This is a genomic window from Bacillus sp. PK3-067 (genome assembly GCF_056738645.1).
Window position 1 is genome coordinate 38,138 of the sequence record NZ_CP096490.1, and the last position, 14,560, is coordinate 52,697.

At 35.6% G+C, this 14,560-nt stretch carries 17 protein-coding genes; 16 read left to right on the forward strand and 1 reads right to left on the reverse strand.

Translation table 11 applies throughout. From position 1 onward, the window contains the following. Positions 1–36: 36 nt before the first annotated feature. From M1D73_RS00205 to rsmI, 3 genes are read left to right on the forward strand one after another with little or no spacing between them, the layout of a single operon-like run. Positions 37–777 (forward strand): tRNA1(Val) (adenine(37)-N6)-methyltransferase, encoded by a 741-nt coding sequence (locus M1D73_RS00205; protein ID WP_001055366.1) that lies wholly within the window; start codon positions 37–39, stop codon positions 775–777. Further along, positions 764–1,054, forward strand: a complete 291-nt coding sequence (locus tag M1D73_RS00210; protein ID WP_000414350.1) for a GIY-YIG nuclease family protein — start codon at positions 764–766, stop codon at positions 1,052–1,054. Before M1D73_RS00205 ends, M1D73_RS00210 begins: the two co-directional genes overlap by 14 nt. After that, entirely contained in the window at positions 1,023–1,898 is an 876-nt protein-coding gene (rsmI, locus tag M1D73_RS00215) for a 16S rRNA (cytidine(1402)-2'-O)-methyltransferase (RefSeq protein ID WP_000267821.1), read from the forward strand. The genes M1D73_RS00210 and rsmI overlap by 32 nt, the downstream gene beginning before the upstream one ends. A gap of 20 nt (positions 1,899–1,918) precedes the next feature. On the opposite strand, the gene M1D73_RS00220 is transcribed toward rsmI, so the two are convergent. Next, positions 1,919–2,203 (reverse strand): AbrB/MazE/SpoVT family DNA-binding domain-containing protein, encoded by a 285-nt coding sequence (locus M1D73_RS00220; RefSeq protein ID WP_000843036.1) that lies wholly within the window; start codon positions 2,201–2,203, stop codon positions 1,919–1,921. Between the two features lie 485 nt (positions 2,204–2,688). On the opposite strand from M1D73_RS00220, the gene metG reads away from it, so the two are divergent. From metG to M1D73_RS00285, 13 genes are all read left to right on the forward strand, one after another. Continuing rightward, on the forward strand, positions 2,689–4,671 hold the full coding sequence (gene metG, locus M1D73_RS00225; RefSeq protein ID WP_000134132.1) for a methionine--tRNA ligase: 1,983 nt from the start codon (positions 2,689–2,691) through the stop codon (positions 4,669–4,671). A gap of 166 nt (positions 4,672–4,837) precedes the next feature. Then, on the forward strand, positions 4,838–5,605 hold the full coding sequence (locus tag M1D73_RS00230; RefSeq protein WP_000895851.1) for a TatD family hydrolase: 768 nt from the start codon (positions 4,838–4,840) through the stop codon (positions 5,603–5,605). Positions 5,606–5,819: 214 nt separating this feature from the next. Beyond that, on the forward strand, positions 5,820–6,377 hold the full coding sequence (gene rnmV / locus M1D73_RS00235; RefSeq protein WP_000692835.1) for a ribonuclease M5: 558 nt from the start codon (positions 5,820–5,822) through the stop codon (positions 6,375–6,377). Next, positions 6,374–7,252, forward strand: coding sequence for a 16S rRNA (adenine(1518)-N(6)/adenine(1519)-N(6))-dimethyltransferase RsmA (rsmA, locus tag M1D73_RS00240; RefSeq protein WP_000651548.1), 879 nt, complete (start codon positions 6,374–6,376; stop codon positions 7,250–7,252). The genes rnmV and rsmA overlap by 4 nt, the downstream gene beginning before the upstream one ends. Positions 7,253–7,362: 110 nt before the next feature. Further along, positions 7,363–8,226, forward strand: a complete 864-nt coding sequence (yabG, locus tag M1D73_RS00245; protein WP_000242868.1) for a sporulation peptidase YabG — start codon at positions 7,363–7,365, stop codon at positions 8,224–8,226. Between the two features lie 226 nt (positions 8,227–8,452). After that, entirely contained in the window at positions 8,453–8,713 is a 261-nt protein-coding gene (gene veg, locus M1D73_RS00250; protein ID WP_000044347.1) for a biofilm formation stimulator Veg, read from the forward strand. A gap of 91 nt (positions 8,714–8,804) precedes the next feature. Then, complete coding sequence (gene sspF, locus M1D73_RS00255; protein WP_002094215.1) at positions 8,805–8,984, forward strand: acid-soluble spore protein SspF; 180 nt, start codon at positions 8,805–8,807, stop codon at positions 8,982–8,984. Between the two features lie 196 nt (positions 8,985–9,180). Further along, a complete protein-coding gene (gene ispE / locus M1D73_RS00260) occupies positions 9,181–10,050 on the forward strand; it encodes a 4-(cytidine 5'-diphospho)-2-C-methyl-D-erythritol kinase (RefSeq protein WP_000772104.1) in 870 nt (289 codons plus the stop codon). A gap of 54 nt (positions 10,051–10,104) precedes the next feature. After that, a complete protein-coding gene (gene purR / locus M1D73_RS00265) occupies positions 10,105–10,953 on the forward strand; it encodes a pur operon repressor (RefSeq protein ID WP_086409621.1) in 849 nt (282 codons plus the stop codon). Between the two features lie 120 nt (positions 10,954–11,073). Then, positions 11,074–11,448, forward strand: coding sequence for a RidA family protein (locus M1D73_RS00270; protein WP_000869815.1), 375 nt, complete (start codon positions 11,074–11,076; stop codon positions 11,446–11,448). A gap of 153 nt (positions 11,449–11,601) precedes the next feature. Beyond that, positions 11,602–11,895, forward strand: coding sequence for a septation regulator SpoVG (spoVG, locus tag M1D73_RS00275; protein ID WP_000454041.1), 294 nt, complete (start codon positions 11,602–11,604; stop codon positions 11,893–11,895). A 312-nt stretch (positions 11,896–12,207) separates the two neighbouring features. After that, positions 12,208–13,587, forward strand: coding sequence for a bifunctional UDP-N-acetylglucosamine diphosphorylase/glucosamine-1-phosphate N-acetyltransferase GlmU (gene glmU / locus M1D73_RS00280; RefSeq protein ID WP_000071041.1), 1,380 nt, complete (start codon positions 12,208–12,210; stop codon positions 13,585–13,587). Positions 13,588–13,605: 18 nt separating this feature from the next. Beyond that, positions 13,606–14,559, forward strand: a complete 954-nt coding sequence (locus tag M1D73_RS00285) for a ribose-phosphate diphosphokinase (protein WP_000107420.1) — start codon at positions 13,606–13,608, stop codon at positions 14,557–14,559. Position 14,560 lies beyond the last annotated feature (1 nt).

A 14,560-nucleotide genomic window follows, 5' to 3' on the forward strand; every position in this document is an offset into this window, starting at 1 on the left:
AATAGGGTAGGTTAAGGGTAAGAAAAGGAGCAGTATATGAATTTATATGAAGATGAACGTTTAGATTACTTATTAGCACAAGACATGAAGATTATACAAAGCCCATCAGTATTTAATTTTTCTTTAGATGCCGTTTTACTTGCAGATTTTGCATGGGTACCAATTCAAAAGGGGAATTTACTTGATTTGTGTACAGGTAACGCTGTTGTTCCCCTTCTATTAAGTACAAGAACAAAAGGAAATATTACTGGTGTGGAAATTCAAGAACGCTTATATGATATGGGAGTAAGAAGTGTTCAATACAATGGGTTGGAAGAAAGAATTCACCTCATACATGGAGATTTGAAAGATATGCCAGAGAAACTTGGACGTCATCAATATGATGTTGTTACATGTAATCCACCATATTTTCAAACACCTCAAACTTCAGAGAAAAATATGAATGAACATTTAGCGATAGCTCGTCATGAAATTATGTGTACATTAGAAGATGTTGTATCTGCAAGTAGTCAGTTAGTAAAACAAGGTGGGAAAGTAGCGTTTGTACATCGTCCAGGGCGATTACTAGACATTGTCACATTAATGCGTAAATATAAAATTGAACCAAAGCGTGTGCAATTTGTTTATCCTAAGGTTGGAAAAGAAGCAAATACATTGTTAATTGAAGGAATTAAGGATGGAAATGCAGATTTGAAAATTTTACCGCCTCTCGTTGTATATGAGAACAATAACGAATATACAAAGGAGCTACGTTCAATTTTATATGGAGAAGAATAAGCACTTTTTTTATGTGGTAGAGTGCTCTGATGGAAGTTATTATGCTGGATATACAAACCATATAGAAAAGAGAATTCAGACTCATAATAGCGGCAAAGGGGCTAAGTATACACGCGTCAGGCTTCCTGTCGTTTTAAAATATGTAGAGACCCACGATGATAAGCGTACAGCTATGCAAGCGGAGTATTACTTTAAGCAATTAACGAGAAAACAAAAAGAGGCATATATGCAAAAAGGAGAACGCTATGTGGCAACAAAAAAGCTTTCAACAAAATGAAAAGGGAGTTTTATATTTAGTACCAACTCCTATTGGAAATCTAGAAGATATGACATTTCGTGCAATCCGAATTTTAAAAGAAGTTGATTTAATTGCTGCTGAAGATACGAGACAAACGAAAAAACTTTGTAATTATTTTGAAATTGAAACACCTGTCACGAGTTATCATGAGCACAATAAAGAAGTAAGTGGGAAGAAACTATTAGAGAAATTAGAGGATGGAAAGAATGTAGCACTTGTTAGTGACGCTGGTATGCCGTGTATTTCTGATCCAGGTTACGATATTGTCGTTGAGGCAGTAGCTGAGCAATATCATGTAATTCCGCTTCCTGGAGCAAATGCAGCCCTTACAGCATTAATTGCATCCGGTCTTGAAACAAAGCAGTTTTATTTCTATGGTTTCTTGCAGAGAAACAAAAAGGAACGGAAGATGGAGTTAGAAAAGCTTCGTTATGTACAAACTACAATGATGTTTTATGAAGCACCTCATCGTTTAGATGATACTTTAATTTCGATGCAGGAAGTGTTGGGAAATAGAGAGATTGTATTATGTCGAGAGTTAACGAAAAAATTTGAGGAATTTATTCGAGGAACAATCGAAGAAGCAATTGAGTGGACGAAGCAAAATGAAGTACGTGGTGAGTTTTGTATTTTAGTAGCTGGTTCAACAGAAGAACCTGCTCCAGAAGAACAATGGTGGGAATCTCTTTCGGTATATGATCATATTGAATATTATATAAATGAAAAAAGTATGAATTCAAAAGAAGCGATTAAAACAGTCGCTAAAGATCGAGATTTGTCGAAAAGAGATGTATATCAAATCTATCATGTCGATAAAAAATAAGCTTCTCATAATTGAGAAGCTTATTTTGCTGTTTCGATATAATCTTGAAGTTCGTTTAAGATTTGCTCAGCGCCTTCTTTGCTTAAGATGATTTTACCTTCAGCTAAAGAAAGGTTACCGTCAGATACTTCACCAGTTACTTGGCAAGTCATGTTTGGTTTATATTTCTTTAAGATGATTTTTTCGTCATCAACATAGATTTCAAGAGCGTCCTTTTCTGCAATACCTAAAGTACGGCGTAATTCGATTGGAATTACTACACGACCTAATTCATCAACTTTACGAACAATACCAGTAGATTTCATAATTTTTTTCCTCCTAAATAAATAGTTTATAAGTTTCGAGTCTATTTTTAGATTCGTCATTTTTCGACAAAATACCCTATGGACATATGATACCAATCATTTACATTTCCGTCAATTCTTAAATTCTATATTTTTTAAAAAGATTTATAGATTTCTTATTTCTTATATATAATAGATTGAGAGGAAATTCCACAATTATTTACATTATTTTCTGAAAAAATAATAAATTAAAAGTGGATATTGTATATTTTTTTGAAATATGAGCAATAGATGATAAAGATATTGAGCATTAAGACCTAAATTGAAAATTAGGTTGGCGTAAAGAAGATAAGTTAGATTTGGGCTGCTCGTAAAAGCCCAATTAACGTGGGCTAATAATTAGTGGGGAGGAACAAAAACCCTACTGATTAAAGTTTCACTTTATATATGAGTTTTTGATATACTGTTTATAAATACATATGAGGTTATTCGGGAGGTCCAAAACAATGACAGAGGAAAATAAGTCCTTTTATATTACTACCCCAATTTATTATCCAAGTGGAAAATTACACATTGGACATGCTTATACGACAGTAGCAGGAGATGCGATGGCACGATATAAGCGTATGCAAGGTTATAATGTGCATTATTTAACAGGAACTGATGAACATGGACAGAAGATCCAAAAGAAAGCAGAAGAGTTAAATATTACGCCACAGGCATATGTTGATAACATTGTTGCAGGAATTAAAGAGCTTTGGGAGAAGATGGATATTTCTTATGATGATTTTATTCGTACAACTGAAGATCGTCATAAAGATGTTGTCGAAAAAATCTTTAAACAATTAGTAGATCAAGGTGACATTTATCTTGATGAATATGAAGGTTGGTATTCTGTACAAGATGAGACGTTCTATACAGAGCATCAATTAGTAGATCCAATTATGGAAGGCGACAAAGTAGTTGGAGGAAAAAGCCCAGATAGTGGTCATGATGTAGAACTTGTTCGTGAAGAATCTTATTTCTTTAGAATGGGTAAATATGTCGACAGACTATTAAAGTTCTATGAAGATAATCCACATTTCATTCAGCCGGAGTCTCGTAAAAATGAAATGATTAATAATTTTATTAAACCGGGATTAGAAGATTTAGCAGTTTCTCGTACTTCATTTGACTGGGGAGTTCGTGTTCCTGGTAACCCAAAACACGTTATTTACGTATGGGTTGACGCATTATCTAACTATATTACGGCGTTAGGTTATGGAACAGCAAATGAAGAGAAATATAAAAAATTCTGGCCTGCAGATGTGCATTTAGTTGGGAAAGAAATTGTTCGTTTCCATACAATTTATTGGCCGATAATTTTAATGGCATTAGATTTACCTCTTCCGAAGAAAGTCTTTGCTCATGGCTGGATTTTAATGAAGGATGGAAAGATGAGTAAGTCAAAAGGAAACGTAGTAGATCCAGTTACATTAATCGATCGTTACGGATTAGATGCATTACGTTATTACCTACTTCGTGAAGTTCCATTTGGATCTGATGGCGTATTTACACCAGAAGGATTTGTGGAGCGTATTAATTTCGACTTAGCAAATGACTTAGGTAATTTATTAAATCGTACAGTAGCTATGATTGATAAGTACTTTAACGGAGAAATCCCTGCATTTAAAGCAAATGTGACGGAATTTGATGAAACGTTAGTAGCGTTTGCACAAGATACTTTGAAAAAAGTAGAAGAAGCAATGGAGAATATGGAGTTCTCTGTAGCGTTAGGATCTATTTGGCAACTAGTTAGTCGTACGAATAAATATATTGATGAAACACAACCATGGGTATTAGCAAAAGATGAGAATGATCGTGAAAAGTTAGCCTCTGTAATGGCTCATTTAGCAGAAGTACTTCGTCAAACAGGTATTATGCTTATGCCATTCTTAACAGTAGCACCAAGCAAGATGTTTGCTCAGCTTGGCCTTACTGATGAAGCTCATAAATCTTGGGAAAGTCTATCTACAATTGGCTGCATTCCAGCTGGAACAAAAGTAGAAAAAGGAAACCCAATTTTCCCTCGTTTAGAAATGGAAGTGGAAGTAGAGTACATTAAAGAACAAATGAAAAGCTCTGCTCCTAAAGTAGAAGAGAAAAAAGAAGAAGAACCGAAGGCAGAAGAAATTACAATTGATGATTTCTTTAAAGTAGAATTACGCGTAGCTGAAGTACTATCTGCTGAACCTGTGAAAAAAGCAGACAAGCTGTTAAAAATTCAACTAGACTTAGGTACAGAAAAGCGTCAAGTTGTTTCTGGAATTGCAAAATTCTATTCGCCGGAAGACTTAAAAGGTAAAAAGGTTATTTGTGTAACAAACTTAAAACCTGTAAAATTACGCGGTGAATTATCGCAAGGTATGATTTTAGCGGGTGAAGAGAATGGCGTATTGTCATTAGCATCAATTGACCAAAATCTACCAAATGGTACAAAAATCAAGTAATTAAGACAAGAAAAGAGATGTTTCACGTGTAACATGTGTGAAGCGTCTTTTTTCTTTTTACACTCTCTATTTTTGCATTAAGATTGTAGTATTGTTATCGTTAAGTTATTAAAGAACTTATTTTTGTAGAATAAACTTGATTTCAATATAAAAGGAGTTATGTATTATGTTGTTTGATACACATTCACATTTGAATGCAGAGCAATTCGAAGGGGATTTGCAAGAGGTTATTGCCCGAATGAAAGAAGCGGGAGTTACTTATACAGTTGTTGTTGGTTTTGATGAAGTAACGATAAAAAAGGCGATGGAATTAGCTGAAGCCTATGATTTTATTTACGCTGCGGTTGGGTGGCACCCAGTTGATGCAATCGACATGACAGAAGAACATTTAGCTTGGTTAGAAGAACTTGCTTCTCATCCTAAAGTCGTTGCACTTGGAGAAATGGGCTTAGATTATCACTGGGATAAGTCTCCAAAAGAAATACAGAAAGAAGTATTCCGTAAACAAATTGCATTAGCGAAAAAAGTAAAATTGCCGATTATTATACATAACCGCGATGCAACTCAAGATATTGTTGATATTCTAGAAGAAGAGAATGCAGCTGAAGTAGGAGGCATTATGCATTGCTTTAGCGGCAGCGTAGAGGTAGCAGAGCGATGTGTTGATATGAACTTTTTAATTTCGTTAGGTGGACCAGTTACATTTAAAAACGCTAAGAAGCCGAAAGAGGTTGCTACGGAGATTCCATTAGAGAAATTGTTAATAGAGACGGATTGTCCGTATTTAACACCGCATCCATTTCGAGGGAAACGAAATGAACCGAGTTATGTAAAACTCGTGGCAGAAGAAATTGCGAATTTAAAAGGAATTTCTTATGAGGAAGTAGCAGAAATGACAACTAAAAATGCAAAAGTTTTATTTGGTGTTGAATAAAAAAGAATGGGGAAACCTGTTCTTTTTTATTTTGAGAAAAACTAGTAGAAGTGATGAAGAAAATAAATGTGAATGATGAAGTGTTACAATAAGGACAGAGAACAAAGATTTTTCTATTCTATTTTTTAAAATATAAGAATGGGGAAAATAATAATGGAAAAGTCGTCATTTTTTTGTTTTACTAAGTAGAGACGAAATGAGTGTGGAGGCAAGCATGAAAATAAAAGAGATTATCGTTGTAGAAGGTAAAGATGATACAGTTGCGATTAAGCGTGCTGTTGATGCGGATACAATTGAAACGAACGGTTCAGCAATCGGTGATCATGTTATTGAGCAAGTTAAATTAGCGCAGCAAAAAAGGGGCGTTATTATTTTCACAGATCCGGATTATCCTGGAGAGCGTATTCGAAAAATTATTTCTGACAAGGTTCCTGGCTGTAAGCATGCCTTTTTACCGAAGGAAGAAGCGCTTGCTAAAAGGAAAAAGGGTGTTGGGATCGAACACGCTTCTAATGAGTCGATTCGCCGCGCTCTAGAGAATATACATGAAGAAATGGAAGCTTACACAAGTGAAATTAGTTGGAGTGATTTAGTCGATGCAGGCTTAGTGGGCGGAGAAATGGCAAAGAGCCGCAGAGAAAGAATGGGTAAGCTATTAAAGATTGGTTATACAAATGCAAAACAGTTACATAAACGATTACAGATGTTTCAAGTTTCAAAGGAATCATTTGCAGAAGCTTATAAGCAAGTAATACAGGAGGAAAAAAAATGAAGGATATCGCAACGCCAAATCGTACAAAAGACATTGTTGAAAAGTATGGATTTTCATTCAAAAAAAGTTTAGGACAAAACTTTTTAATTGATACAAATGTATTAAATCGTATTGTCGATCATGCAGAAATTGGTTCAGAAAGTGGTGCAATTGAAATTGGACCAGGTATTGGTGCATTAACAGAGCAATTAGCAAAGCGTGCTAAAAAAGTAGTGGCTTTTGAAATTGATCAAAGACTATTACCAATTTTAGATGAGACGTTAGCGCCATATGGTAACGTTACAGTTATTAATAAAGACGTACTAAAAGCAGATGTACATGAAGTATTTAATGAGCAATTTGAAGAAGGGCAAGATGTAATGGTAGTAGCTAACTTACCATACTATATTACAACGCCAATTTTATTTAAATTGCTTGAAGAAAAGTTACCAGTTCGTGGATTTGTTGTTATGATGCAAAAAGAAGTTGGAGATCGTTTAGCTGCTAAACCTGGAACGAAAGAGTATGGTTCTTTATCGATTGCTATTCAGTATTATACAGAAGTTGAAACAGTTATGACTGTACCGCGTACAGTGTTTGTACCACAGCCAAATGTTGATTCTGCAATTATTCGCCTTCTAAAGCGTCCGAAACCGGTTGTAGAGGTGACAGATGAAACATTCTTCTTTGAAGTAGTACGAGCAAGTTTCGCACAGCGCCGTAAAACTTTGATGAATAATTTATCAAATAATTTAAATGGTTTCCCGAAAGATAAGGAATTATTGGATCGAATTTTAACAGAAGTAGGAATTGATCCAAAGCGAAGAGGCGAAACGCTATCTATTGAAGAGTTTGCAACATTAAGTAATGCATTAGTTCTTCATAAATTATCATAAGAATATGAAAGGGACAGTTCAAGTTGAACTGTCCCTTTTGTCACCTTTCTCTCTTTAAATTCATACTTTAAAAACAGGTAAGATGGCCTAATGAGTTTGGAGGTAGGAGAATGGTTTTACATGTTGGAGAATTAGTGGAACGATATTCTCATAAGAGGGATATTCTTTTTCGTATTATAGAAATAAAAGGCGAGATAGCTATATTGTTTGGAGAGGAAATTAGACTGGTGGCGGATGCGCCACTTGAAGATTTAATTAGTATAGATCAAAGAGAACATAAAAAAAGGGTGAAGCGTGAGAAAGAAACAATGGAGCGCACGTATCGTTTGTTTCAACAAGATTATGTACTGATGAAACAAAGGCATGAACATACTTCAACTGGTGGATACACAAGTGAGGTGAATTATTTTCAAATGCCGGGACGTGTATTGCATATAGATGGAGACCCTTTATATTTGCGCAAGTGCTTAGATTTATATAATAAAATTGGCGTTCCTGTTCAAGGTATTCATTGTAAAGAAACGGAGATGCATGAAAAAGTAGTAGACTTAATAGATCACTTTCGCCCAGACATTCTCGTTATTACAGGGCATGATGCATATACAAAATCAAAAGGAGTGAAGGGAGATTTAGCGGCATATAGGCATTCAAGACATTTTGTACAGGCTGTTCGTGAAGTGCGAAAAAAATATCCATCATTGGATCAACTTGTTATTTTTGCTGGGGCATGTCAATCACATTTTGAGGCACTAATTCGTGCAGGGGCCAATTTCGCTAGTTCACCATCTAGAATTAATATTCATGCACTAGATCCTGTATATGTAGTTGGTAAAATTAGTTTTACTTCATTTATGGAGAGAGTCAATGTATGGGATGTCGTACGTAATACAATTACTGGTGAAAAGGGACTAGGTGGAATTGAAACGAGAGGGATTTTACGAACGGGATTACCTTTTCAACATTACGAAGAGTAAGCAGGATACATATGTATCTTGCTTTTTTGTATGGAAGGATTTAAATGAATTTGGATAAAAAGAGGTAAGAACGTGCAGACTACGTAATGATACTTTTACAATATAGTATTTCTCCTATCTATTCAAACGCAGGATGATATTAGCTGTGAATCGCGGTTAATAATTAGGATAGATATATCGTGCTTTAAGTGTTCAATCTAAATTACAGCGAGGTGTAGCGAAGTATATGTCAAAACGTTTAGATGAAATTAAAAGCGAATTAGATCACCATCTTGGACAGCGACTTATGTTAAAAGCAAATAGTGGAAGAAGAAAAACTGTGGAGCAATCAGGTGTACTAGCAGAAACATACCGTTCCGTTTTTGTTGTACAATTAGATCAACAAGAAGATGCGTTGCAACGTGTATCTTATAGTTATGCAGATGTTTTAACAGAGACAGTAGAGTTAACATTTTATGGAGACCCTCATAATGAGGTCATTTTATAATCCGTATATCATTACATATATTCCCATAAATGAAAAGCTATATTATTTTGCATACTAACTATACCGTAGCAAAATAAGGAGGGACTCTGCATTGAGTAGACGAAGAGGTGTCATGTCAAACCAATTTAAAGAAGAGCTAGCAAAAGAGCTTGGCTTTTATGATGTTGTTCAGAAAGAAGGATGGGGCGGAATTCGTGCGAAAGATGCTGGTAACATGGTGAAACGTGCTATAGAAATTGCAGAACAGCAATTAATGAAACGAAACCAGTAGTTGTAAGATACTTTCTATGCTACGGTAGCCGAGGAGACATTCCTCGGCTTTTTGTACTCTAAAAGGTGCCATCATTTTACATAAGTAGTTTCATTCTGAATGCTTTTCGTTATAATTAGGGAAGTGTCATCGTCTTACTATAAATTTATGGTAAAATAAACGATAAAAGATTGAGTACATAGAGTGGGTGAATAGATTGAAGCTACTAGTGAAAGCACCAGCAAAGATTAATCTGTCGTTAGATGTACTGGGAAAAAGACAAGACGGATATCATGAAGTGAAAATGATTATGACAACCATTGATTTAGCAGATCGTCTAGAACTAACGGAATTAGCAGAAGACCGTATTGAAATTTTATCCCATAATCGGTATGTCCCAGACGACCAACGAAATTTAGCTTATCAGGCAGCGAAATTATTAAAAGAGAAGTTTAATGTAAAAAAAGGTGTATCTATTACTATTGAAAAAACGATTCCAGTAGCAGCTGGATTAGCAGGTGGAAGTAGTGATGCAGCAGCCACATTACGTGGTCTTAATAAATTATGGAATTTAGGGCTTACAATTGATGAGTTAGCAGAGCTTGGCGCAGAAATTGGATCAGATGTATCGTTCTGTGTATACGGAGGCACAGCAATTGCCACTGGAAGAGGAGAAAAAATTGAGCATATAAAGACTCCGCCTTCTTGTTGGGTTATTTTAGCGAAACCACATATAGGTGTATCTACTGCTGATGTGTATGGAAATTTAAAGTTAAATCGAGTTACACATCCGAATGTAGATAAAATGGTTGATGTCATAAATTCTGGTGATTATAAAGGAATTTGTGATACTGTTGGTAACGTTTTAGAAGATGTAACATTTGGAATGCATCCTGAAGTTGCCCGTATTAAATCACAGATGAAGCGATTTGGAGCGGATGCTGTATTAATGAGTGGAAGTGGTCCAACTGTATTTGGACTTGTACACCATGATTCACGAATGCATCGCATTTATAACGGATTAAAAGGATTTTGTGAACAAGTCTATGCGGTACGTTTATTAGGAGAGCGAGAAACGCTTGAATAAAGACGTATAATACGTTATGATTTGTTTAGAATATTCGTGATTTGAGGTGAGAGTATGAAAATTAGAAGAAGTACAAGATTAGTCGATATGACTTATTACTTGCTACAAAACCCTCGTCAGCTAGTATCTCTCACTTTTTTTGCTGAAAGGTATCAATCGGCTAAGTCTTCCATTAGTGAAGATTTAGTTATTATTAAGCAAACGTTTGAACAACAAGGGGTCGGCACATTGCAAACGGTACCAGGAGCAGCAGGAGGAGTGAAATATATACCGTATATAAGTGAAGAAGAGGCAGATCTAATTATTGATGAGCTTTGTGGCTTATTTGAAAACCCAGATCGTATTTTGCCTGGCGGTTACTTATACATGACAGATTTATTGAGTAATCCTCGCCATATTAATGGCGCAGGTCGTTTGTTTGCTTCTGTTTTTGCTAGGCAACCAATTGATGCAGTTATGACGGTGGCAACGAAGGGGATTCCACTTGCTTATGCAGTGGCAAATTACTTAGATGTACCAGTTGTAATTGCAAGGAAAGATAATAAGGTAACAGAAGGTCCGACTGTTAGTATTAACTATGTGTCGGGTTCTTCTAAACGAATTCAAACAATGACGTTAGCAAAACGCAGTCTTCCAGAAGGGTCGAATGTTTTAATTATTGATGACTTCATGAAAGCTGGCGGAACAATTCAAGGTATGATGAGTATGTTAGAAGAGTTCAAGGCTAATGTTGTTGGTATTGGTGTATTAGTAGAATCCACAGATATTGAAGAACGACTAATTAATAATTTTGTATCATTAATTCGTCTATCGGAAGTTGATGTGAAAGAAAAAACGATTCAAGTGGAAAAAGGGAATTATTCTCTTGCGCCATTTGATGAAGGGCTTGTAGAGGCGGAATAAAAGATAGAGCAGATAGCTCTATCTTTTTTTATTTTATTTATAGATTATAAAATAGATGGACAAACTGCCTTTCGTACACTATTTTTAAAGAGTAAAATAAATAATAAAAGGGTGAAAAGTATGAAAGTTGTTCAAACAAGCAAGGCACCACAAGCAATTGGACCTTATTCACAGGGGATTATTGTAAATAACATGTTCTATAGCTCAGGACAAATTCCATTGACGGCAAATGGGGAGCTTGTAACAGGAGATGTAACAGTACAAACAGAACAAGTATTTCAAAATTTACAAGCGGTATTAGAGGAAGCAGGTGCTTCATTTGATACAGTCGTAAAAACAACAGTATTTTTAAAGGACATGGATGATTTTAATGCTGTGAATGAAGTGTATAGCTCTTATTTCTCTACTCATAAACCAGCTCGATCTTGTGTGCAAGTAGCAAAATTACCGAAAGATGTTTCCGTTGAAATTGAAGTAATCGCCCTAGTTAAGTAACCTTTTGTAAGCGATAACCTCCACTAATCTCTATATTCAACTACTTTAAAAATTTTTATCTTAAAAATTTTTAAAAAAATTAAAGGGAAAATAGAAAATTTGTGGAATTTATACAAATATATCGCTTATTTAGAAAAGGGTGGTGAACACAAGATGGAAGTGACTGACGTAAGATTACGCCGCGTAAACACAGAAGGCCGCATGAGAGCAATTGCCTCTATTACTCTAGACCATGAATTTGTTGTTCATGATATTCGTGTAATTGATGGTAATAATGGATTATTTGTAGCAATGCCAAGTAAACGTACTCCAGATGGAGAGTTCCGTGACATTGCACATCCAATTAATTCTGGTACACGCTCTAAAATTCAAGATGCGGTTTTAACAGAGTATCATCGTTTAGGCGAGTTAGAAGAGGTTGAGTTTGAAGAAGCAGGTGCTTCGTAAAATTCGAATGAAAAGGGCTTTTGACAAAAAGCCTTATAATTTTGTAGCAAACTCCTGTAAGCATTTACAGGGGTTTGTTTTTTTTGCTTTATATTTGGAAACTGCATAATTTATTAACATAAAAAGAAGAAACTACTAATTTTTTCAAAATCATTTTAAATAGTATAGCTTATTTCTTAAAAAAGATACTAAAGAGTAAAACATCTTATAAGAATTATGGTAAAATTTAATAGTTAAAATGTGTTTCTTGAAATATATGATGATTTAGGATAATATCTTTAATGGATAAATAGGTTGCGATGGAGGGTCTATATGTCAAACAGATTTGCAGTGATTCTAGCTGCAGGTAAAGGCACACGTATGAAGTCTAAGCTATACAAAGTGCTGCATCCTGTATGTGGAAAACCTATGGTACAACACGTAGTCGATCAAGTATCTCAATTAGGATTGCAGAAACTTGTAACGGTTGTTGGACATGGTGCTGAAATGGTACAAGAACAGCTAGGGAACGTAAGTGAATTTGCATTACAAGCAGAACAACTTGGTACAGCACATGCTGTAGATCAAGCTGCAAGTGTACTTGCAAATGAAGAAGGAACAACTTTAGTTATTTGTGGTGATACGCCTCTAATAACTGCTGAAACAATGGAAGCATTACTTCAGCAACATAAAGAAGCAGGAGCAATGGCGACGGTGCTAACAGCATACATAGAAGAGCCTGCTGGATATGGCCGTATTGTTCGTAATGAGAATGGTCATGTTGAAAAGATTGTTGAGCATAAAGATGCAAATGAGAAAGAATTAGCTATTAAAGAAATCAATACAGGTACGTATTGTTTTGATAATAAGGCTTTATTTGCTTCACTTTCTAAAGTTTCAAATGATAACGTGCAAGGTGAATATTACCTTCCAGATGTTATTGAGATTTTAAAAAATGAAGGTCATATCGTATCAGCTTATCAAACAGAGCAGTTCGACGAAACGTTAGGTGTTAACGACAGAGTCGCTCTATCGCAAGCGGAAATTATTATGAAAAACCGTATCAACCGAAAGAACATGGTAAACGGTGTTACAATTATTGATCCAAGTAACACTTATATTTCTGCTGATGCAGTTATCGGTAGTGATACAGTTCTTCATCCAGGAACAATTATTGAGGGGAACACTGTAATTGGCTCTGATTGTGAAATTGGACCGCATACAGTAATTCGCGATAGTGAAATTGGAGATCGTACGACAATTCGACAATCTACTGTACATGATAGTAAGCTTGGTACAGAAGTATCGGTTGGTCCATTTGCACATATTCGCCCAGATTCAGTTATTGGAGACGAAGTACGCGTTGGAAACTTCGTGGAAATCAAAAAAACTGTCTTTGGTAATAGAAGTAAAGCTTCACACTTGAGTTATATCGGGGATGCACAAGTTGGAGAAGACGTGAATCTTGGTTGTGGTTCAATTACGGTGAACTATGACGGTAAGAATAAATTCAAAACTGTGATTGGTAATGGGGTATTTATTGGATGTAATTCAAACCTTGTTGCTCCAGTAACAGTTGAAGATGGTGCTTATGTGGCAGCAGGCTCTACAATTACAGAGAATGTTCCATCAAAAGCATTATCGGTAGCACGTGCACGTCAAGTTAACAAAGAAGACTATGTTGATCAATTGCTGAATAAGAAAAAATCATAATGTGGAGGGTTAATCTAGATGTCGACTCAATATCTAAATTCTAATTTGAAAGTATTCTCTTTAAACTCTAATAAGGAACTTGCTGAGCAGATTGCAAAGCATATTGGAGTAGGGCTAGGAAAATGTTCTGTTGATCGTTTTAGTGATGGAGAAGTTCAAATTAACATTGAAGAAAGTATCCGTGGTTGCGATGTATTCATTATTCAATCTACAAGCTTCCCAGTAAACGAACATATCATGGAATTACTTATTATGATTGATGCATTAAAACGTGCATCTGCGAAAACAATTAATATTGTTATTCCTTACTATGGTTATGCGCGTCAAGACCGTAAAGCGCGTTCTCGTGAACCAATTACATCGAAACTTGTAGCAAACTTGCTTGAAACAGCAGGTGCAACTCGTGTAATCACTCTAGATTTACATGCTCCACAAATTCAAGGATTCTTTGATATCCCAATCGACCACTTAATGGGTGTACCGATTCTTTCAGATTACTTTGAAACAAAAGGTCTTAAAGATATCGTAATCGTGTCTCCTGACCATGGTGGTGTAACTCGTGCAAGAAAAATGGCAGATCGTCTAAAAGCGCCAATCGCTATTATTGATAAGCGTCGTCCTCGCCCGAACGTATCAGAGGTAATGAACATTATCGGTAATATTGAAGGTAAAACAGCGATTTTAATTGATGACATCATTGATACAGCTGGTACAATTACATTAGCAGCAAACGCTCTTGTTGAGAACGGTGCTTCTGAAGTATATGCTTGCTGTACACACCCAGTATTATCTGGTCCAGCAATTGAGCGTATTCAAAATTCAAATATTAAAGAGTTAGTTGTAACGAACTCTATCGTATTACCAGAAGAGAAGAAAATCGACAAAGTACATGAACTTTCAGTTGCTCCATTAATCGGAGAAGCAATCATTCGTGTATACGAAGAAGAATCTGTGAGTGTATTATTCAATTAAT

Bases quoted from the DNA above. Each gene is read 5' to 3' on its own strand.
- glmU (WP_000071041.1), top strand. From the start codon at position 12,208: ATGTCAAACAGATTTGCAGTGATTCTAGCTGCAGGTAAAGGCACACGT.
- veg (WP_000044347.1), top strand. From the start codon at position 8,453: ATGTCAAAACGTTTAGATGAAATTAAAAGCGAATTAGATCACCATCTT.
- rsmA (WP_000651548.1), top strand. From the start codon at position 6,374: ATGAAGGATATCGCAACGCCAAATCGTACAAAAGACATTGTTGAAAAG.
- metG (WP_000134132.1), top strand. From the start codon at position 2,689: ATGACAGAGGAAAATAAGTCCTTTTATATTACTACCCCAATTTATTAT.
- M1D73_RS00220 (WP_000843036.1), bottom strand. From the start codon at position 2,203: ATGAAATCTACTGGTATTGTTCGTAAAGTTGATGAATTAGGTCGTGTA.
- rnmV (WP_000692835.1), top strand. From the start codon at position 5,820: ATGAAAATAAAAGAGATTATCGTTGTAGAAGGTAAAGATGATACAGTT.
- M1D73_RS00230 (WP_000895851.1), top strand. From the start codon at position 4,838: ATGTTGTTTGATACACATTCACATTTGAATGCAGAGCAATTCGAAGGG.
- M1D73_RS00205 (WP_001055366.1), top strand. From the start codon at position 37: ATGAATTTATATGAAGATGAACGTTTAGATTACTTATTAGCACAAGAC.
- M1D73_RS00285 (WP_000107420.1), top strand. From the start codon at position 13,606: ATGTCGACTCAATATCTAAATTCTAATTTGAAAGTATTCTCTTTAAAC.
- rsmI (WP_000267821.1), top strand. From the start codon at position 1,023: ATGTGGCAACAAAAAAGCTTTCAACAAAATGAAAAGGGAGTTTTATAT.
- yabG (WP_000242868.1), top strand. From the start codon at position 7,363: ATGGTTTTACATGTTGGAGAATTAGTGGAACGATATTCTCATAAGAGG.
- M1D73_RS00210 (WP_000414350.1), top strand. From the start codon at position 764: ATGGAGAAGAATAAGCACTTTTTTTATGTGGTAGAGTGCTCTGATGGA.
- spoVG (WP_000454041.1), top strand. From the start codon at position 11,602: ATGGAAGTGACTGACGTAAGATTACGCCGCGTAAACACAGAAGGCCGC.
- M1D73_RS00270 (WP_000869815.1), top strand. From the start codon at position 11,074: ATGAAAGTTGTTCAAACAAGCAAGGCACCACAAGCAATTGGACCTTAT.
- purR (WP_086409621.1), top strand. From the start codon at position 10,105: ATGAAAATTAGAAGAAGTACAAGATTAGTCGATATGACTTATTACTTG.